At 72.4% G+C, this 16,950-nt stretch carries 19 protein-coding genes; 11 read left to right on the top strand and 8 right to left on the bottom strand.

Annotation, left to right across the window (positions count from 1 at the left end; genetic code table 11):
* Positions 1–258: 258 nt before the first annotated feature.
* Complete coding sequence (locus EDD27_RS07890) at positions 259–1,515, bottom strand: MFS transporter (RefSeq protein WP_127931780.1); 1,257 nt, start codon at positions 1,513–1,515, stop codon at positions 259–261.
* Between the two features lie 137 nt (positions 1,516–1,652).
* Between EDD27_RS07890 and panB the strand changes: the two genes are divergently transcribed.
* A complete protein-coding gene (gene panB, locus EDD27_RS07885; protein ID WP_127931779.1) occupies positions 1,653–2,483 on the top strand; it encodes a 3-methyl-2-oxobutanoate hydroxymethyltransferase in 831 nt (276 codons plus the stop codon).
* Positions 2,484–2,880: 397 nt separating this feature from the next.
* Here the strand turns inward: panB and EDD27_RS07880 are convergent, their stop codons facing one another.
* Positions 2,881–3,804 carry a serine/threonine dehydratase gene (locus EDD27_RS07880; protein WP_127931778.1) on the bottom strand — a complete coding sequence of 308 codons (924 nt, stop codon included), beginning with the start codon at positions 3,802–3,804 and terminating at the stop codon, positions 2,881–2,883.
* A gap of 28 nt (positions 3,805–3,832) precedes the next feature.
* Positions 3,833–5,005 carry a trans-sulfuration enzyme family protein gene (locus tag EDD27_RS07875; RefSeq protein WP_127931777.1) on the bottom strand — a complete coding sequence of 391 codons (1,173 nt, stop codon included), beginning with the start codon at positions 5,003–5,005 and terminating at the stop codon, positions 3,833–3,835.
* Between the two features lie 59 nt (positions 5,006–5,064).
* Here EDD27_RS07875 and EDD27_RS07870 point away from each other — a divergent pair, with 59 nt between their 5' ends.
* From EDD27_RS07870 to EDD27_RS07845, 6 genes are read left to right on the top strand one after another with little or no spacing between them, the layout of a single operon-like run.
* Positions 5,065–6,495 (top strand): aminotransferase-like domain-containing protein, encoded by a 1,431-nt coding sequence (locus EDD27_RS07870; protein WP_127931776.1) that lies wholly within the window; start codon positions 5,065–5,067, stop codon positions 6,493–6,495.
* Positions 6,496–6,508: 13 nt separating this feature from the next.
* Positions 6,509–7,195 carry an alpha/beta fold hydrolase gene (locus EDD27_RS07865; RefSeq protein ID WP_164903532.1) on the top strand — a complete coding sequence of 229 codons (687 nt, stop codon included), beginning with the start codon at positions 6,509–6,511 and terminating at the stop codon, positions 7,193–7,195.
* 46 nt (positions 7,196–7,241) lie between these two features.
* Complete coding sequence (locus tag EDD27_RS07860) at positions 7,242–8,129, top strand: ABC transporter ATP-binding protein (protein ID WP_127931774.1); 888 nt, start codon at positions 7,242–7,244, stop codon at positions 8,127–8,129.
* Positions 8,126–8,845, top strand: coding sequence for an ABC transporter permease (locus EDD27_RS07855; protein WP_127931773.1), 720 nt, complete (start codon positions 8,126–8,128; stop codon positions 8,843–8,845). The genes EDD27_RS07860 and EDD27_RS07855 overlap by 4 nt, the downstream gene beginning before the upstream one ends.
* 7 nt (positions 8,846–8,852) lie before the next feature.
* Positions 8,853–9,938 (top strand): sensor histidine kinase, encoded by a 1,086-nt coding sequence (locus EDD27_RS07850; protein WP_127931772.1) that lies wholly within the window; start codon positions 8,853–8,855, stop codon positions 9,936–9,938.
* A gap of 31 nt (positions 9,939–9,969) precedes the next feature.
* Positions 9,970–10,575, top strand: coding sequence for a response regulator transcription factor (locus EDD27_RS07845; RefSeq protein ID WP_127931771.1), 606 nt, complete (start codon positions 9,970–9,972; stop codon positions 10,573–10,575).
* Positions 10,576–10,584: 9 nt separating this feature from the next.
* Here EDD27_RS07845 and npdG read toward each other — a convergent pair whose 3' ends face one another.
* Both npdG and EDD27_RS07835 read right to left on the bottom strand, forming a co-directional pair.
* Complete coding sequence (npdG, locus tag EDD27_RS07840) at positions 10,585–11,268, bottom strand: NADPH-dependent F420 reductase (RefSeq protein ID WP_127931770.1); 684 nt, start codon at positions 11,266–11,268, stop codon at positions 10,585–10,587.
* Positions 11,269–11,556: 288 nt separating this feature from the next.
* Positions 11,557–12,699: a lipase family protein gene (locus EDD27_RS07835; protein ID WP_127931769.1), complete on the bottom strand. Its 1,143-nt coding sequence runs from the start codon at positions 12,697–12,699 to the stop codon at positions 11,557–11,559.
* A gap of 172 nt (positions 12,700–12,871) precedes the next feature.
* Here EDD27_RS07835 and EDD27_RS07830 point away from each other — a divergent pair, with 172 nt between their 5' ends.
* Positions 12,872–13,450, top strand: a complete 579-nt coding sequence (locus EDD27_RS07830) for a hypothetical protein (protein WP_206641308.1) — start codon at positions 12,872–12,874, stop codon at positions 13,448–13,450.
* A gap of 13 nt (positions 13,451–13,463) precedes the next feature.
* Here the strand turns inward: EDD27_RS07830 and EDD27_RS07825 are convergent, their stop codons facing one another.
* Positions 13,464–14,420 carry a LysR family transcriptional regulator gene (locus EDD27_RS07825; RefSeq protein ID WP_127931767.1) on the bottom strand — a complete coding sequence of 319 codons (957 nt, stop codon included), beginning with the start codon at positions 14,418–14,420 and terminating at the stop codon, positions 13,464–13,466.
* A 73-nt stretch (positions 14,421–14,493) separates the two neighbouring features.
* Between EDD27_RS07825 and EDD27_RS07820 the strand changes: the two genes are divergently transcribed.
* Together EDD27_RS07820 and EDD27_RS07815 are read left to right on the top strand one after the other, a co-directional pair.
* A complete protein-coding gene (locus tag EDD27_RS07820) occupies positions 14,494–14,745 on the top strand; it encodes a CBU_0592 family membrane protein (RefSeq protein WP_127931766.1) in 252 nt (83 codons plus the stop codon).
* The gene (locus tag EDD27_RS07815) at positions 14,742–15,386 is read left to right on the top strand and encodes a cyclase family protein (protein WP_127931765.1); all 645 of its coding nucleotides are present in this window, start codon (positions 14,742–14,744) and stop codon (positions 15,384–15,386) included. The genes EDD27_RS07820 and EDD27_RS07815 overlap by 4 nt, the downstream gene beginning before the upstream one ends.
* On the opposite strand, the gene EDD27_RS07810 is transcribed toward EDD27_RS07815, so the two are convergent.
* Complete coding sequence (locus tag EDD27_RS07810) at positions 15,383–15,586, bottom strand: hypothetical protein (protein WP_127931764.1); 204 nt, start codon at positions 15,584–15,586, stop codon at positions 15,383–15,385. The two genes, EDD27_RS07815 and EDD27_RS07810, sit on opposite strands and share 4 nt — an antisense overlap.
* A 5-nt stretch (positions 15,587–15,591) precedes the next feature.
* Between EDD27_RS07810 and map the strand changes: the two genes are divergently transcribed.
* Complete coding sequence (map, locus tag EDD27_RS07805) at positions 15,592–16,440, top strand: type I methionyl aminopeptidase (RefSeq protein ID WP_127931763.1); 849 nt, start codon at positions 15,592–15,594, stop codon at positions 16,438–16,440.
* A gap of 17 nt (positions 16,441–16,457) precedes the next feature.
* On the opposite strand, the gene EDD27_RS07800 is transcribed toward map, so the two are convergent.
* On the bottom strand, positions 16,458–16,850 hold the full coding sequence (locus tag EDD27_RS07800; RefSeq protein ID WP_127931762.1) for a sensor histidine kinase: 393 nt from the start codon (positions 16,848–16,850) through the stop codon (positions 16,458–16,460).
* Between the last annotated feature and the right edge of the window lie 100 nt (positions 16,851–16,950).

Below are 16,950 nucleotides of genomic sequence, written 5' to 3'. Positions count from 1 at the left end.
AGCTCACCCACGCGGGTGGCGCCCAGTCCCCCACGGTGGGCGGAACTCACCCACGCGGATGGCGCCCACTCCCCCACGGTGGGCGGAGGTCGCCCACCCACGCCTCTGCAGCACCGACGCCCCCACCGCCTGGCCGCCCCGGCAACGCGCCCATAACCGCCCGCCGGGCGAGCCCACTCACCCACGCCTCTACGGCACCGACGCCCCTGTAGGCCGGTGCCGCTGTAAGCCGCCGGTGCCGCGACGGACCCGCGAGGGTCAGCTCACCGCGGACGGAGCCGTGGACGGAGCCGTGGCCGAGGTCTCGGACGCGGCCTTGACCGCCGGCATTGAGGTGGGCTGCGGCGGGCGGCGGCGCCTGAACGGCACGCCGACCAGCACCACGGCCACCCCGACCAGGCCCGCCACGGCGAACGCCCACGCCGGGCCGGCTCCGTCGATGACGGCCCCGGCGATGGGGGCCGAGGCGGCGCCGCCGATCAGCAGGGCGGTGCCGTGGAAGCCCATCGCCTCGCCCCTGGCCCGCGCCGGCACCCATCCGCTGACGGCGTCGACGGTGGACGACAGGGACGGGGCGCAGAGCAGCCCGGCCGGGAGGAGCGCGACGATCAGCCAGCGCCAGTCTCCGCCGGCCAGGCCTACCGGGATGGTCAGCAGACCCATGCCACCGATGAGCACCCAGGGCGAGAAGCCGCGCGACAGGCCGCCGTACACCAGGCCACCGATCAGCGAGTAGGCGCACCAGATGCCCACGGCGAGGCCGACCCACGCGGTCTGATGAGCATTCGTCATGGTCGCGACCATGGCCAGCTCGCTCGCGGTGAGCACGAACGTGGCCGCCGCCACCGTGCCGAGCAGCGCCACGAACGCCGGCGTGAACCACTGCCGCCTGGGCAGCCTGCCGGCCGCCTGCTCGTGGCTCTCTTGCTCCTCGGCCGACCGGGTGGGCGGGTTGAGCACGATCAGGCCCAGCCCCGCCACCGTCATGCCCGCCCCGACGACCGCCATGGTCACGCCGCTGCCCAGCGTGGTGATGCCGGCCACGGCCAGGGCCGGCCCGGTCATGTACGACACTTCCACCAGGATCGAGTCGAGCGCGAAGCCGGTGCGCCGCTGCGGGACCGGCACCATGGCGGCCAGGCACTGCCTGATCACGCTGAACACCGGCAGCCCCAGCAGTCCCGCCAGCGCCGCCGCCACGACCAGGGCGGGGAACGGCAGCATCCACGCGCACGCCCAGAAGGCGGCCTGCGCCACGGTGGTGACGGTGAGCACGGGACGCAGGCCGTGCTTGTCCACCAACCTTCCCGACAACGGCGAGCCGGCCGCCATGCCGATCGTGCTCGCCAGGGTGATCAGCCCCGCCTTGGCGTAGCCGAGCTCGAGCACGACGGCCACGTGCAGGGTCAGAGCCATGCCCGTGGCCGTGGCCGGAATCCGGGCCAGCAGCCCCACCAACAGCAACGTGGGGACGCCCCGGATTTTGAGCAGGCGTCGGTAAGGGTCGAGAGCCATGTCGTTGATTACCTCCGCGTTGATTGTGGCAACAGGCACCGACAGTTTCGCCACCGGTTTTCCGCGCGTGCCATCATCAGAAGGAAGTCCGGGGACGCCACTGGGGCGCCTCGAGACGTTGTCCGGAGGGTTTACGCATGTCCTCTTCAACCACGCTGTACGGCGGCGCCTCCGGGCGCCGCGTCACCGTCCGCGACCTCGCCGCCGCCAAGGAGCGCGGAGAGCGGTGGCCCATGGTCACCGCCTACGACGCGATGACGGCGAGGGTGTTCGACGCGGCGGGCATCCCGGTCCTGCTGGTGGGCGACTCGGCGGCCATGGTCGTGTACGGGTACGACTCCACGCTGCCCGTCACGGTCGACGACCTGCTGCCGTTGACGGCGGCCGTCGTGCGCGGGTCGTCGCGCGCGCTCGTGGTCGCGGACCTGCCGTTCGGGTCTTACCAGGCTTCGCCGCAGCAAGCGCTGGAGTCGGCGGCCCGCTTCATGAAGGAGGCCGGTGCCCACGCGGTCAAGCTCGAGGGAGGCCGCCGGGTCCTGCCGCAGGTCGAGGCACTGGTGTCGGCCGGCGTCCCGGTCATGGCCCATCTGGGGCTGACCCCGCAGTCGGTCAACGTCATGGGCGGATACCGCGTCCAAGGGCGGGGCCAGTCGGGCGACGAGCTCATGGCGGACGCCAAGGACCTCGAGCGGGCCGGGGCGTTCTCGGTGGTGCTGGAATGTGTGCCGGCCGAGCTGGCTGAGCGGGTGACGACGTCACTGGCGATCCCGACGATCGGCATCGGAGCGGGGGCCGCGACGGACGCGCAGGTCCTGGTGTGGCAGGACCTGATGGGGCTGACGCCGCGCCCGGCCAAGTTCGTCAAGCGGTACGCGGACCTGGCCGCCGACATGGACCGCGCCGTGCGCGCCTTCGCCGACGAGGTCGCATCCGGCGCCTTCCCGGCACCGGAACACACCTACACCTGACCGGTCCCCCACCTCTCCCGCCCCGCATCCCTCAGCACCCCGGGACCCGGCCGGCCGAACACCACCCCGACGTTCGGACCACCCGCACGAAACGCCGCCCCACCGGCGCACGGCACGCCTTGCGGCACATCACGCCGACGGCGGACCGAGCGGCCAGTCGCCAGCGGACCAACCGGCCCAAAGCCCCAGGCCGACCGGTCCAAGGCCCCACAGGTGCGACTGAGCCGAGGGCCGGCGGGCCGACCGGTCTGACGGCCCGCAGGCGCCACTGGCCGGCGGGCCGACCGGTCTGACGGCCCGCAGGCGCGACTGAGCCGGCGGGGGTCCCCAGGCGCGACCAAACCGATGGGGCGCCCAGGCCTGGCCGGATCTTCCACGGCCGGGCGGGAGGGTGTGGTCAGGGGGTGCTGAGGGCGGCCGGGTCGGTGTTGGAGCCGCACACGACCACCGCCACCCGCTCCCCCGGCTCCGCCACGTACGCCCCCGACAGCAGCGCCGCGTACGCCGCCGCCCCCGCGTGCTCGGCCACCACCCGGTGCCGCTCCCAGAGCGTACGGCGAGCCGCCACGATCGCCTCGTCGCTCACCAGCACGCTCTCCACCCGCGGCCCCGAGAGGATCTCGAAGGCCAGGCCCCCGATCCGTGTGGCGCCCAGGGCGTCGGCCGCCACCCCGCCCACCTCGACGGGCACCGGCCGACCGGCCTGGAGCGCCTCGCGGAGGGTCGGGATCCGCTCGGGCTCCACGGCGACGATCCGCGGCGAGCCCGCGGACGTCCCCACGGTGATCCCCCCGGCGAAGCCACCGCCTCCGACGGCCACCACCACGGTGTCCACGCCGCCGGTCTGCTCCATGATCTCCAGCCCGGTGGTCCCCTGCCCGGCCACCACCTCCGCCTGGTCATAGGCGTGCACGCTCAACGCACCGGTCTCGGCGGCTCGCTTGGCGGCAGCCTCCGCGGCCTCCGAGTAGATGGCCCCCGTCTGGGTGATATGCGCACCCAGCGCCCTCAGCCCGGCCACCTTCACCGGGCTGGTCACCTCCGGCACGAAGATCTCGGCCCGCACGCCCAGCGCCTTCGCCGCGTACGCCACCGCCAGCCCGTGGTTCCCGCCACTGGCCGCGATCACCCCGCTGTCCGGCAGGGATCCCGCGGACAACATGCGGTTGAACGCCCCGCGCACCTTGAACGACCCCGAATGTTGCAGCAGCTCCAGCTTGAGGAACAGCCCGGGCGAGATCTCGAGCACGGGCGTGCGCAGCACGAGCCCGGAGATCCGCCCTGCGGCGGCCAGCACATCCTCATACGCGACGTCAGTCATGGAATCACACCCTAAGGAGAGCGGAAAGCTACGACAGCGCCTGGGAGACGTCGGCCCAGAGGTCCTCGGGATGTTCGATGCCCACGGCGATCCGCACCGTGCCCTCGCCGATCCCGCTCCTGGCCAGCTCGTCCGCGCTCAGCGCGCGGTGCGAGGTGGTGGCCGGGTGCAGGATGAGCGTCTCGACCCCGCCGAGCGAGGGGGCGAGCAGCGCGAGACGTACGGAGCTCATGAACCGCTCCCCCGCCGCCCGCCCGCCGGCCAGGTCGAACGAGAACACCCCGCCGAAGCCGGGCAGCAGCTTGCCGGCCAGCTCGTACGACGGATGCGAGGCCAGCCCCGGCCAGTGCACGGCCTCGACGGCGGGGTGCTCGGCCAGCCGGGTGGCCAGGAACTCCGCGTTGGAGCAGTGGCGTTCCATGCGCAGCGCGAGCGTCTGCAGGCCGCGCAGCGTCAGCCAGGCCGCGAACGGGTCGGCCGAGGCGCCCAGCTCGATCGCGAAGTGCCAGATCCGCTCGTAGAGCGCGGTGTCGGCGAAGACGGCGAGCCCGCCGACCACGTCGGTGTGCCCGGCCAGGTATTTGGTGGTGGAGTGAATGACGATGTCCGCCCCGTGCTCGAAGGGGCGGCACAACATGGCCGTGGCGAAGGTGTTGTCGACCACGGACGGGATCCCGAGCTCACGCGCCGCCCCGCACATCCCGGGCAGGTCGGCCACCAGCGTCATCGGGTTGCTGATGGTCTCCAGATAGACGAGCCTGGTCTCGGGCCGCACGGCGGCGCGCAGCGCGTCGGGGTCGTTCTCCGGCACGTACGTCACCGCGATCCCGAACCTGCTCACCAGCTCGTTGAGCATCGCGGCCGTGCCCCCGTACAGCGAGCGCTGGGCGATCAGGTGGTCGCCGGGCTGGAGCAGGCCGAGCAGGACGGTGTTGATCGCGCCCATGCCGGAGCCCGCGGCGATGGCGGCCGCGCCGCCCTCGAGCCCGGCGACGGCCAGCTCCAGCGAGCGGACGGTGGGGTTGGTGTAGCGCCCGTACACGAACGCCCCGTCGGGCCGCCCCATCGCGTCGGCCATCACGGCGGGGTCGTCGAAGGTGAACCCGGAGGTCTGGTAGAGCGGCATGGTGATCGGGCGGCTGCCCTCGACAGGCGGCTGAGGGACGTGGACGGCCCTGGTCTCGGGACGGAATTCGGTCATGTGGCCATGATTTCCCGTGCGGGGGTCCGGCGTGAGAGCCAATCGGGCAGAATTGGTCCATGAATGGGGCCAATCTGGATGACCTCGTCGATCTGCTGGGGCGCTGGGCGTCGGGGCGCGGGCCTCTTTACCTGCTGCTGGCGGTCCGGCTGCGGGCGCTGATCGACGACGGCGTGCTTCCGCCGGACGACCCGCTGCCGCCCGACCGGGTGCTGGCCAGGCGGCTCGCGGTGGGCCGGGGCACCGTGGTGGCGGCGTACGACCTGCTGCAGCAGGAGGGCCGCGTGGTGCGCCGCCAGGGCAGCGGCACCCGCGTGGCCCCGCTCGACCTGCCCGCGACCAGGTCGGCCGACGGCGTGGTCGCCAACCCGCTGCTGCAGCACATCCTGCATCCCCCGGACGGGGTGATCCTGCTGACGTGCGCCGCTCCGCACGATCCGCCGCCGGCGATGTTCGAGGCGTACGCCGAGGCGGGGGCGCGGCTGTCCGGCGTGCGCGACCTGGGCTACCAGCCGGCGGGCAACGCGGAGTTGCGGGCCACCCTGGCAGGCTACTACCGGGCCCGCGGCGTGCCGACGACGCCGGACGAGATCATCGTGACGACGGGCGCTCAGCAGGCGCTCACGCTGCTCACCGCGCTGCTGGCGGCGCCGGGTGACACCGTGCTGGCCGAGTCGCCGACGTACCCGGGATCGCTGGAGGTGTTCAGGCACGCCGCCGCGGTGGTCAAGCCCGTGACGCCGGAGCAGCTGCGCGACGCCCTGCGCGAACGCCCCGCCTTTGCCTACTTCGTCCCCACCGCGCGCAACCCGGACGGCGCCGTCATGGCGAACCACGACCGCAGGCGGCTGGCCGCGCTCGCCGCCGAGCACGACGTGCCGCTGATCGACGACGAGGTCTGCGCCGAGTTGTGCTTCTCCGGCGAGACGCCGCCGCCGCTGGCCTCGTTCAGCCGGGGTGAAAATGTCATCACGATCGGGTCGCTGAGCAAGCTCGTCTGGGGCGGGCTGCGGGTGGGCTGGATCCGCGCGGCGGCGCCGCTGATCTCCCGGCTGGCCCGGCTGCGGGCCGTGCACGACCTCGGGGGCGAGGTGTTCAGCCAGCTCGCCGCCACGGCGCTGCTGCGCCGTCTGGACGAGGTACGCGCGGCACGCGTGCGCGCGCTGCGCGAGCGCCACGACCATCTGTGCGCCGAGTTGGGCAGGCACCTGCCGTCGTGGTCGTTCGAGCGGGCCAAGGGCGGCCAGACGATCTGGGTACGGATCCCGCGCGGCGACGTCGACGCCTTCTCCCAGGTGGCGCTGCGGCACGGGGTCGCCGTGCCGCCGGGCAGGTCGTTCGACCCGCTGGGCGGGCACGCCGACCACATGCGGCTGCACTTCCTGTTCCCGGCGGAGGAGCTTTCGCGAGCGGTGAACAACCTGGCCGCGGCCTGGGCTTCCTTCGACGGAGCCGGGCGAACGGCGTCCCGGCACACCCTCATCGTCTGAAAGTGTGGGAGGCGTGGAGACGACCTTCGTACTCGTGCACAGCCCCTCCGTCGGCCCGTCGACCTGGATCCCCGTGGCGGAGTCGCTGCAGCGCCGCGGGCACGCCGCCGTGGTGCCGGAAGTGACCGGCATTTCCACCGGCGGGCCGCCTTATTGGCCGAGGGTGGTTGCCGCCGTCAGGGACGCCACGCCTGACACGCCCGTGGTGCTGGTGGCGCACAGCAATGCGGGATTCTTCCTGCCGCTGATCAAGGAAGGGCTGGGCGAGCGCGTGGTGGCGTGCGTGTTCGCCGACGCGCACATCCCGCCCCGCGACGGGTTGATCAAGGTCGCGGAGGACTCGTTCCTGCCGTTCCTGCACGACCTGGCCGGTCCCGACGGGGTGCTGCCGCGCTGGACCGACTGGTGGGACGAGGAGGACGTCGTGGCCATGCTGCCCGATCCCGCCGTACGCGTGCGGGTGGCGGCGGAGCAGCCGCGGCTGCCGCTCGACTACTACACGCAGTCCATCCCGGTGCCCGCCGGGTGGGACGAGGTGCGGTGCTCGTGCCTGTGGTTCGGGCCCCCCTACGACAAGGTCGCCGACGAGGCCCACCGGCGGGGCTGGCCCGTGACCCGCGTCGCCGGCATGCACCTCCACCAGATCGTCGATCCCGAGGGCGTCACGGAGGCGCTGCTGAAGCTGTCGCGGAAGTCGTGAATTCTTCACTGCCGCCCACAGGTCGTGTCCCGAAATAGTCGGAGGCATGACAGCGATCCAGGTGACCGGGCTCAGCAAGAGCCACCAGGCCTTCGAGGCGGTGAAGGGCATCTCGTTCGAGGTGGCCGAAGGGGAGATCTTCGCGCTGCTCGGCAGGAACGGCGCGGGCAAGACCACGACGGTCGAAGTGCTGGCCGGCTTCCAGCGGGCCGGCGGCGGCACCGTCCGGGTGCTCGGCCTCGACCCGTACGCCGACCGTGCGGCGCTCAGGCGGCGCACCGGCATCATGCTGCAGGAGGCCGGGTTCTTCCCCGACCTGACGGTCGCGCAGACCGTCGACACCTGGCGCGATTTCACCGCCGCGCCCCGCCCCCGCGACGAGGCGCTCGACCTGGCCGGGCTGACCGGCCGGGCGGGCACCCAGGTGCGGCAGCTGTCCGGCGGCGAGAAACGCCGGCTCGACCTGGCACTCGCGCTGCTCGGCCGGCCCGAGGTGTTGTTCCTCGACGAGCCGACCGCCGGCATGGACCCGGAGGCCCGCAGAGCCACCTGGGACGTCGTCCGCGACCTGGCCGGGCAGGGCACCACGATCCTGCTCACCACGCACTACCTGGAGGAGGCCCAGCGCCTCGCCTCGGCCATGGCGATCATGGATGAGGGCGTGATCGTGGCCTCGGGCGGGATGGCCGAGACGCTCGCGACGCGCGGCGGGCGGGTCGCGTTCGTGCTGCCCGCGGGCGTCGACCCCGGCGACCTGCCGATGCCGGCCACCGTGGAAGGCGGCCACGCCGTCTGCCACGCCGAGGACCCCGACCTGGCCGCGCAGACGTTGCTGACCTGGGCGGCCGAGCGCGGCCTGCGGCTGGCCGGCCTCGAGGTCCGCGCCGCGACCCTCGAAGACCTGTTCCTCGACCTGCCGGGGAGGGTCCGATGAGCCTGGCCGCCACCTACCGTCTCGGCACCCGCCTGTTCTGGCGCGACAAGGCCATGCTGTTCGCCTCGGTGGTCACCCCCGTGGGGCTCGCCGTCGGGATGCCGCTGCTCATGCGGCACGTGACGACCACCGGCGCGGCCGCCGCCACCCCGATCTTCCAGGGCGCGCTCGCCGTCCTGCTGTCGATCACCGCGTTCATGAACATCGCGGTGGCGCTGGTCAACCGCCGCGACCAGCTCGTGCTCAAGCGGCTGCGGGCGAGCGAGCTGACCGACCGGCAGATCCTGACCGGGCAGATCGCCTCCACGGCCACGCAGACCTTCGCCATGATCGTGGTGTGCACGGTGGCCGTGCGCCTGGTCGCCGACGTCCCGCTGCCCGCCGACCCCCTGGCGTACGCCGCCGTCACGGCCGCGGGCGCGATCGTGTCGTCGCTGCTCGGCGCCGCCTACACGGCCGCGATCCCGCGGGCGGAGCTGGCGGCCGTGTACACGATGCCGGTCTTCCTGGTGTGCGGGGTGGCGGCGGGCGCGATGGGCCCCATCCCCCTGCCGTCCTGGCTGGAACCGGTGCTGGACCTGCTGCCGACCACGGCCGTCGTGAACGCGGTCAAGACGGGAGACCTTGCCGGTTCCGTCCTCATCCTCGCGGGGTGGACGGTCGCCGGGCTGGTCGCGATCAGGCTGTGGTTCCGCTGGGAACCCCGCAGGTCATAATTCGCCTGTGCTCTCGACCTCCGCCATGCGGCTCGCCGGCGGCCTCATCGCGGCCGTCTCCGTCGCCTACACCGTGATCGCGCTGCTGTACTTCCTGTACAGCCCCGTCTACGGCGCGGCGGCGGGCCTGCTCATCGCCGCCGTCGTCGCCACGCACCAGGTCAACATGCGGGCGGGGCTGCGGGGCGAGCGCCCGCGGCGCTTCCCGCTCACGCTCGTGCTGCAGGCGGTCGTCACCTACGTGCCCGACTTCCTGCTGCCGGGCGGCTGGTCCGCGGTGGCCGCGCCGCTGCTGGCCGGGACCCTGCTGGTGTTCCTGCCGCTGCGCTGGGGCGCGGCGCTGGTCGTGCTGATGATGGTGTACGAGGGCGTCGGGCTGTCGATGATCGTCCCGGTGCCCGTGGTCGTCGCCTTCTACGTGGTCACCGTGCCCACGACGGGCGCCATGACGTACGCGCTGGTCCGCTTCGTCCGCGTCACCACCGAGCTGGAGCAGGCCAGGGCCGAGCTGGCCGACGCCGCCGTGCTCAAGGAACGCCAGCGCATCTCCCGCGACCTGCACGACGGGCTCGGCCACAGCCTCACCGCGATCGCGCTCAAGGGCGACCTGGCCTCCCGGCTCATGGACCGCGACCCGCCGTCGGCACGAGCCGAAGTGGTCGAGGTGGTGCGGGTGGCCAGGGAGGCGGCCCAGGACGTACGCAGGGTCGCCAGGGGGTATCGGGCGATGTCGCTGGGCGGCGAGGTGGACCGGGCGATCGCGCTGCTGGAGTCGTCAGGGGTCGGCTGCCAGGCGCACCTGGCCGACCTCACGCTGCCGCGACGTTCGGAGGAGGCGCTGGCGTGGGCCGTGCGGGAGGCGGTCACCAACGTCCTGCGCCACAGCAGGGCCACCACCTGCACGATCACCACCGCGGTGAGCGGCGGGACGGTGCGGCTGGAGGTGGCCAACGACGGCTCCCCGCCGAAGACCGGCCCGCCCGGCGGCGGCCTCACTGGCCTGACGGAACGCGCCGTCCAGGCAGGCGGCGCCTGCGCCGCCGCCCCGACCGGCGCGGGCGGCTTCCTGCTGGCGATGGAGGTTCCGGCGTGATCAGCGTGCGGAACGCTGCGGAGATCGCGGCATGATCCGGGTGCTGCTGGCCGAGGACATGCACATGATCCGGGCCGCGCTCACCGCCCTCCTCCGCCTCGAGCCCGACATCGAGGTCGTGGCGGAGGTCACCCGCGGCGACGAGATCGTGCCCACCGCCCTGGAGACCCGGCCCGACGTGGCGATCCTGGACATCGACCTACCGGTCCTGGACGGCATCACCGCCGCCGCCACGCTCCGCGAGCGGCTCCCCGCCTGCCGCATCCTGGTGCTCACAGCGCTCGGCCAGCCCGGCCACGTACGCAGGGCGCTGGCCGCCGGCATCGAGGCGTTCCTGGTCAAGGACGCCCCGGGCGACCGGCTGGCGGACGCGGTCCGGCGTACCGCCGCGGGGTTGCGGGTGCTGGACGCCGAGCTGGTGTCGGCGGCGATGGAGTACGGCGAGAGCCCGCTCACACCCCGCGAGTCCACCGTGTTGAGGGAGGCCGCCAGGGGCGCGTCCGCCGAGGATATCGCCGCCCGCCTCCACCTGTCCCCCGGCACGGTACGCAACTACCTGACCGGGGCGATCACCAAGACTGGCGCCCGCAACAAGATCGACGCCATCCGGATCGCCGAGGACGCCGGCTGGCTGTGACCTCCTCCGCTAGATGTCGGTGATGCGCAGCCCCGCGTGCGCCTTGTAGCGGCGGTTGACGGAGATGATGTTGGCGGTGAGCGCCTCGACCTGGTGGGCGTTGCGCAGCCGGCCGCCGTATACGCCGCGAACGCCCGGAATGAGGTCCGCCAGCGCCTGCACCGTGTCGGTCGCCTCGCGGTCGTCGCCCAGCACCAGGACGTCCAGGTCCACCTTGTCCACCGCCGGATCCATCAGCACGACGGCCGACACGTGGTGGAAGGCCGCCACCACCCGGCTGTCCGGCAGCACGGCCGCGGCCTGCTGGGCGGCGCTGCCCTCCTCGACCGGCAGCGCGTACGCGCCCTGCTTGTCGAACCCGAGCGGGTTCACGCAGTCCACCACGATCTTCCCGGCCAGCTCGGCGCGCAGGGACTCCAGCAACGCCTTGTGGCCCTCGTACGGCACCGCCACGATCACGATGTCGGCCTGGGCGGCAACGGCGGCGTTCTCGCCGCCGGTGGCGCCCGCGCCGATGGAGTCGGCCGCGTCCTGGGCACGCTGCGCGCTGCGCGACCCGATCAGCACCTGATGGCCCGCCAGCGCGAACCGCCGCGCCAGCCCCTTCCCCTGGTCGCCGGTGCCGCCGAGGATGCCGATGGAAAGCCCGTTCACGTCAGTCATATGCGCATCATGCCAGCACCCCGCCACCATCCCATCGCCGCCCACACCCTCCGCCCGCGGCTCGCCCCCACGTCGCGGTACGGCACGGCACGGCACAAGCGCCCGACCCTGCACGACACGGTGCGACACGGCACGGCACGGCACAAGCGCCCGGCCCTGCACGACACGGTGCGACACGGCACGGCACGGCACAGCGTGGGATGGCCGGGCCTGTACGGCCTGGGCCGTGAGGTGCCGGCCGGGGCAGTGGAGGAGCGGCCCCTCGCGCCGACGGCCGGACCCGGGTTGCCCCGGGCCCGGCTGTCGGATCGCAGGCCGCTAGCAGTTGCCGAACGCCGGCAGCCCGAGGATCCGCAGGGTCAGCCACTCGATGGCGAGCGGCCCACCCTCGACGGCCCCCGTGACATGATCGGGCGCGGGCAGCGCGGTCCACCGCACGTTCGCCCCGGCCCGGCAGTACTCCGACCGCAACGTGGACCCCACCGCAAGCGGGATGATCTCGTCACCTCTGGCGTGGTACAGGAACATCGGCACCCGCGGCGCCACGGCCCCGAGCCGGTTCTCGGCCAGCCGCGCCAGCCACTTGGGCTGGTTGAGCAGGTCGATCGGGCTCAGGTCGGAGAAGCGGAGTCCGGCGAGCCGGTCGAGATCACCCACGCAGTCGTCGGCGGCGTCGGCGAGCAGCGCCCGGCCCCGGTCGTTGAGATCGGCCTCGAGGTCGAGCTCCGGGTAGGCGGCGTCGAGCCCGACCCCGGCCGCCGCGGCCAGCCCGAAGTTCTCACCGCCGTCCAGGTGGTTCGCGACGGCGTGCAGGTCGGCCGGCACGCCGCCCGCGGCCACGCCTCTGAGCCTGAGCTCGGGCGCGTACGTCGGCTGCAGCTGGGCGGCCCATCCGGCCGACGCGCCGCCCTGGGAGTAGCCCATGACGGCGACGGGCGCCCGGGTCGACAACCCGGCACCGGGCACCCGCGTGGCCGCCCTGACCGCGTCGAGCACGGCGTGGCCCTGCGAGATCCCGGCCATGTACGTGTGCTGCCCCGGCGTCCCGAGGCCTTCGTAGTCGGTCACGACCACCGCGAACCCTTTGAGCAGGAACAGGCTGACCAGCGCGAGCTCGGCCTCCCTGCCCTCCCTCATGCTGACGGACGGGGCGCACTGGTCGCCGAGGCCGTGGGTGCCGGTGGCGTACCCGATGATCGGGCGTGCGCCGAGGGGGTAGCCGCTCTTGGGCACGAGCAGTGTGCCGGACACCGCGTTGAGCGCGCCGATGGCGGAGGTGGAGTTGTAGAGGATGTGCCAGGCGTTGACCGGCACTTCGAGCAGTTTGCCCGGCAGGAGGTAGACGGTGGTGGGCTGTGCGGAGACCACGTCTCCCGCCGTCGCGGCGCGCGCGGGGGTCGTGGTGAGGGACATGATCAATAACAGGATCATGGACACGCTGACGCGGACACGTAAGGTCATGTGCCGCCCCTCTCCTGAGGATCACCGACTTGGGACGGCGGCGCCGCGAGCCGATCGTTACCCGAGGGTAACTCCATGTCAAGGCCCGAAATGACGAGAAAACACAGCTTGTGTCAATACACCACTTGCGAAACACCTCCCCCGCGCGGGCCCGTCAGGCACCATGGAAGCCATGGACTCAGGATCGGTAGCCCTTCTGCGCGAACTCCTGGCCCAGACCGGCTGGCTCGAGCGCGCCCGCGAGCTCGGCCACGCCCTGCGCGCCACCCGCTCCCCCGGCGGCCTGCTGCTGGTGGGCACCCCTGACGACGAGCCGTGGCACTTGACCGCGCATCTCAGCGACGAGGCGCGCTTCTCCGGCCTGCCGCAGCTGACGCCCACCCTGGTGCGCTGGTCACCGCCCCCGGACGCGCCCGCCCACCTGCGCGTCGGTCTCGACCGGCTGGAACGGGCGGCGCGGGGCGAGACGTTGTTCGTGCTGTCGGAGCAGCAGGCGCCGGTGCCGCTGCTGGAGCGGGTCGACGACGCCCGCCGCACGGGCGCGACCATCCTGGCGATCGAGGGTGGCGACACGGAGCTGACCGGCCTGGCGCACGACGCGATCGCGGTGCCGCGGGACGGGCTGGTGACGTTCGACGGCGCGCAGCACCTGGTGAGCGCGGCGGCCGGGGAGGTGGAGCAGCGGCTCGGCCTGCGCGCCCGCCTGGCCCGCCTCCTGGAGAAGGTCAGCGGCCCGCAACTGGCCGACTGAGCCAGGGCCCGGGCTAGGAGTCGAGCGGCTCGGGGGTGCGCAGGCGGCCGCTGAGGGGCGTCTCCAGCGCCGCCGTGGCCTCCTCGATGGCGCCGATCACCACGGCCTGCACCGGGTCAGGCTCCCCCGACCTCGTACGGCTGACCCGGGTCACGGCGTCCAGCCGGCGCGCGCCCACGTCCCGCAGCTCGCTCACCCGTACCTCGCCTTCGGGCACGTCCAGGAGGGCCAGGGCCGGCACGATCGCCACCCCGTGCCCCGCCGCCACCAGCGCCAGCGTCGGCCCGAACTCCGTGATGACGTGCACCCTGCGCGGCTCGAACCCGTGCAGCCCCGCCAGCCGCTCCAGCGCCTGCCCGGTCGCCTGGCTCGGCTCCCCGGCCACCCACGGCACCTCCGTCAGGTCGGCGAAGGTACGCGGCGGGTCCGGCCAGTCGGGAGGCAGCACGATGCGGTACTCGTCCACGTAGAGCAGGCGCGTGCTCAGCGACGGCTGCGACAGCGCGGGCAGTCCCATGTCCTGCTCGGTGATGAGCACGTCCACCGCGCCCATCCGCAGCTCCTGCAGCGCGGGCTGGCCGTAGATCTCGTGGATGATCGGCGCGATCTTGGGATGCCGTACGGCGAGCTCCCGCATGGCCGGCACCAGCACGTGCTTGATCACCGTGGGGAACGCGGCGATGCGCACGGGCCCGGCCAGCCGTTCGGTGAACCGGGTGAGCTCCCGCCGGGCCTCCAGCAGCTCTTCCTCCACCCGTTCCGCGTACCCGGCCAGCACCCGACCGGCAGGGGTGAGCGACACGCTGCGCTGGGAGCGGTCGATGAGCGCCAGCCCGACCTCGCGCTCGAGCTGGGCGAGCTGCTGCGACACGGCGGAGGGCGTCAGGTGGAGGGCCTCGGCGGCCCGCATCACGCCGCCGCGGCGGGCGACCTCGTGCAGGACGCGCAGCCGCCGAGGATCAATGTCCATGCAGGTCAGCTTACGACCACCTTTAGGTTTCTTTATTTGTGCTTCAGCACTGAAAATCCGGACAATAGCGCCCATGGATCTGCTCCTCGCCGCCGTCGGCTGGGCGGGCGCCGCCGCGCTCCTGCTCGGCTACGCGCGGGTATCGTCGTCCCGCCTCTCAGGAGACGGGGTGGCGTACCAGCTGCTCAACCTGTTCGGCTCGGTCGGTCTCATGGTCAACAGCGCCTACAGCGCCGCGTGGCCCTCGGCCGGACTCAACCTGGTGTGGGCCGCGATCGGCGTGGTGGCCCTGATCAAACTCGCGCGTGTAGGAGTGGCCAAATGATCGTCGAGCTCAGCCATCGCATCGTCGACGGCATGGTGACCTATCCCGGCGTCCCCGGCCCCAAGCTCGGCGTGCATCTCAGCAGGGAGGATTCCCGCGACGTGTACGCGCCGGGCACGGAGTTCCACATCGGCACGATCACCCTGGCCGCCAACACCGGCACCTACCTGGACACTCCCCACCACCGCTACGCCGACGGCCCCGACCTGTCCCAGGTGCCGCTGACCAAGCTCGCCGACCTCCCGGGGCTGGTGGTACGCGCGCAAGGACCGCGGGAGGTCGTGCTGGACCAGAGCCTGGACGTCCGCGGGAAGGCCGTGCTGATCCACACGGGCTGGGACCGCCACTTCGGCACGGATGCCTACTTCCACGGCCACCCCTACCTGGCGCCGGAGTCGGCGAAGTGGCTGGCCGATCAGGGTGCGGCACTGGTCGGGATCGACTCGCTCAACATCGACGACACCCCGCCGCGCGGCGAGCGCCCCGCCCACACGATCTTGCTCGGGGCGGGGATCCCGCTGGTGGAGCACCTGACGGGCCTGGCGGAGCTGCCCGGCGAGGGTTTCCGCTTCCACGCCGCGCCACCGCTGATCGCCGGCATGGGGACCTTCCCCGTCCGGGCCTACGCCATCGTGCCCTAATCGTCGTCCTGGTCGGCCTCGTCCCATGCCTTGTTGCGTTCGGCGGCGCGTTGCAGCGCTCCGGCCGCCTCCTGCTCGGAGGAGTAGGGACCCATCCGGTCCTTGTTGGGGCAACCCTGGTCGGGCTCGACCCGCATGTGCTTGAGACAGAACCACCACTGGCCTTCGCTCACGTGGTCAATTCTGCCCCGTACACTCATGGTTCATGACGACATTGCTCCAGCCAGGGCGAATCTCGCCCATGAGGAAGGTCCCCGCCCACATCGAGCGGCCGGAGTACGTCGGCAAGAAGCGCCCCAAGATCGGCGAGTCCGACGTGAAAACCCCCGAGATCATCGAACGCATGCGGGTGGCCGGCAAGATCGCCGCCCAGGCGCTCGAGGAGGTGGGCAAGCACGTCCAGCCGGGCGTCACCACCGACGAGCTCGACAGGATCGGCCACGAGTTCCTCATCGACCACGGCGCCTACCCCAGCACGCTGGGCTACAAGGGCTACCCCAAGTCCCTGTGCACCTCGATCAACGAGGTGATCTGCCACGGCATCCCCGACGACACCGTGCTGCGTGACGGCGACATCGTCAACGTCGACATCACCGCCTACATCGGCGGCGTGCACGGCGACACGGACGCGACGTTCCTGGTGGGCGAGGTGGCCGAGGAGTCCCGGCTGCTGGTGGAGCGCACCCGCGAGGCGACGATGCGCGCCATCAAGGCGGTCGCCCCCGGCCGGCAGCTCAACGTGGTGGGCCGGGTCATCGAGGCGTACGCCAAGCGCTTCGGCTACGGCGTCGTCCGCGACTTCACCGGCCACGGCATCGGCACGAGTTTCCACTCCGGCCTGATGGTCCCTCACTACGACGACCCGACGCTACGGGTCGAGCTGGTGCCGGGCATGACGTTCACGATCGAGCCGATGCTCACGCTCGGCACGATCGACTACGAGATCTGGCCGGACAAGTGGACCGCGGTGACGAAGGACCGCAAGCGCACGGCCCAGTTCGAGCACACGATCGTCGTCACGGACACGGGCAGCGAAATCCTCACGCTCCCCTAGCCGGTAGCCAGGCACTCTCAGTGACGTTGTGTGGGCACCACCCCGGTGATCGTGGTGCCCTCGCCGAGCACGCTGTTGACCGACAAGGTCCCTCCGACCTCGGCGAACGCCGCGCGCATCCGCGCGATCCCCCGCCCCGCCTCCGTCGCGGGGAAGCCTTGGCCGTTGTCGCTGACGGTCATCCGCAGTCCGCTCTTGCCGACCGTCACGGCGATGGACACGGTCCTGGCCCTGCTGTGCTGCTCCACGTTGTCCAGGGCCTCGCGCATGGTGGCCATGACGCTGCTGAAAACGCGGGACGGAACGTCGGTGGCCGGCAGTGCCCAGGTCTCCACGGCGATCCCCGTACGCTCAGACCATTCGGCGAGGTAGCTCTCAAGCGCCTCGGCCAGGCTTTGCCCCCCGCGCATGCGTGTCTCTTCCGACAATGGATCTCGCCTTCCTCGGCACCCCGGGCCGACGCCGGTCCCCACTCCGGCGTGCTGTTACTGGCGGTGCGCACTCCCCCCT

This window comes from Nonomuraea polychroma, from assembly GCF_004011505.1.
GTDB lineage: Bacteria > Actinomycetota > Actinomycetes > Streptosporangiales > Streptosporangiaceae > Nonomuraea > Nonomuraea polychroma.
The sequence above is the reverse complement of the archived record's forward strand: the minus strand, read 5'-3'. Positions and strand labels throughout refer to the sequence as shown.

Coding starts and splice junctions, on each gene's coding strand:
- EDD27_RS07890 (WP_127931780.1), bottom strand. CDS start 1,515: ATGGCTCTCGACCCTTACCGACGCCTGCTCAAAATCCGGGGCGTCCCC.
- panB (WP_127931779.1), top strand. CDS start 1,653: ATGTCCTCTTCAACCACGCTGTACGGCGGCGCCTCCGGGCGCCGCGTC.
- EDD27_RS07880 (WP_127931778.1), bottom strand. CDS start 3,804: ATGACTGACGTCGCGTATGAGGATGTGCTGGCCGCCGCAGGGCGGATC.
- EDD27_RS07875 (WP_127931777.1), bottom strand. CDS start 5,005: ATGACCGAATTCCGTCCCGAGACCAGGGCCGTCCACGTCCCTCAGCCG.
- EDD27_RS07870 (WP_127931776.1), top strand. CDS start 5,065: ATGAATGGGGCCAATCTGGATGACCTCGTCGATCTGCTGGGGCGCTGG.
- EDD27_RS07860 (WP_127931774.1), top strand. CDS start 7,242: ATGACAGCGATCCAGGTGACCGGGCTCAGCAAGAGCCACCAGGCCTTC.
- EDD27_RS07855 (WP_127931773.1), top strand. CDS start 8,126: ATGAGCCTGGCCGCCACCTACCGTCTCGGCACCCGCCTGTTCTGGCGC.
- EDD27_RS07845 (WP_127931771.1), top strand. CDS start 9,970: ATGATCCGGGTGCTGCTGGCCGAGGACATGCACATGATCCGGGCCGCG.
- npdG (WP_127931770.1), bottom strand. CDS start 11,268: ATGGTGGCGGGGTGCTGGCATGATGCGCATATGACTGACGTGAACGGG.
- EDD27_RS07835 (WP_127931769.1), bottom strand. CDS start 12,699: ATGACCTTACGTGTCCGCGTCAGCGTGTCCATGATCCTGTTATTGATC.
- EDD27_RS07830 (WP_206641308.1), top strand. CDS start 12,872: ATGGACTCAGGATCGGTAGCCCTTCTGCGCGAACTCCTGGCCCAGACC.
- EDD27_RS07825 (WP_127931767.1), bottom strand. CDS start 14,420: ATGGACATTGATCCTCGGCGGCTGCGCGTCCTGCACGAGGTCGCCCGC.
- EDD27_RS07820 (WP_127931766.1), top strand. CDS start 14,494: ATGGATCTGCTCCTCGCCGCCGTCGGCTGGGCGGGCGCCGCCGCGCTC.
- EDD27_RS07815 (WP_127931765.1), top strand. CDS start 14,742: ATGATCGTCGAGCTCAGCCATCGCATCGTCGACGGCATGGTGACCTAT.
- EDD27_RS07810 (WP_127931764.1), bottom strand. CDS start 15,586: ATGAGTGTACGGGGCAGAATTGACCACGTGAGCGAAGGCCAGTGGTGG.
- map (WP_127931763.1), top strand. CDS start 15,592: ATGACGACATTGCTCCAGCCAGGGCGAATCTCGCCCATGAGGAAGGTC.
- EDD27_RS07800 (WP_127931762.1), bottom strand. CDS start 16,850: ATGCGCGGGGGGCAAAGCCTGGCCGAGGCGCTTGAGAGCTACCTCGCC.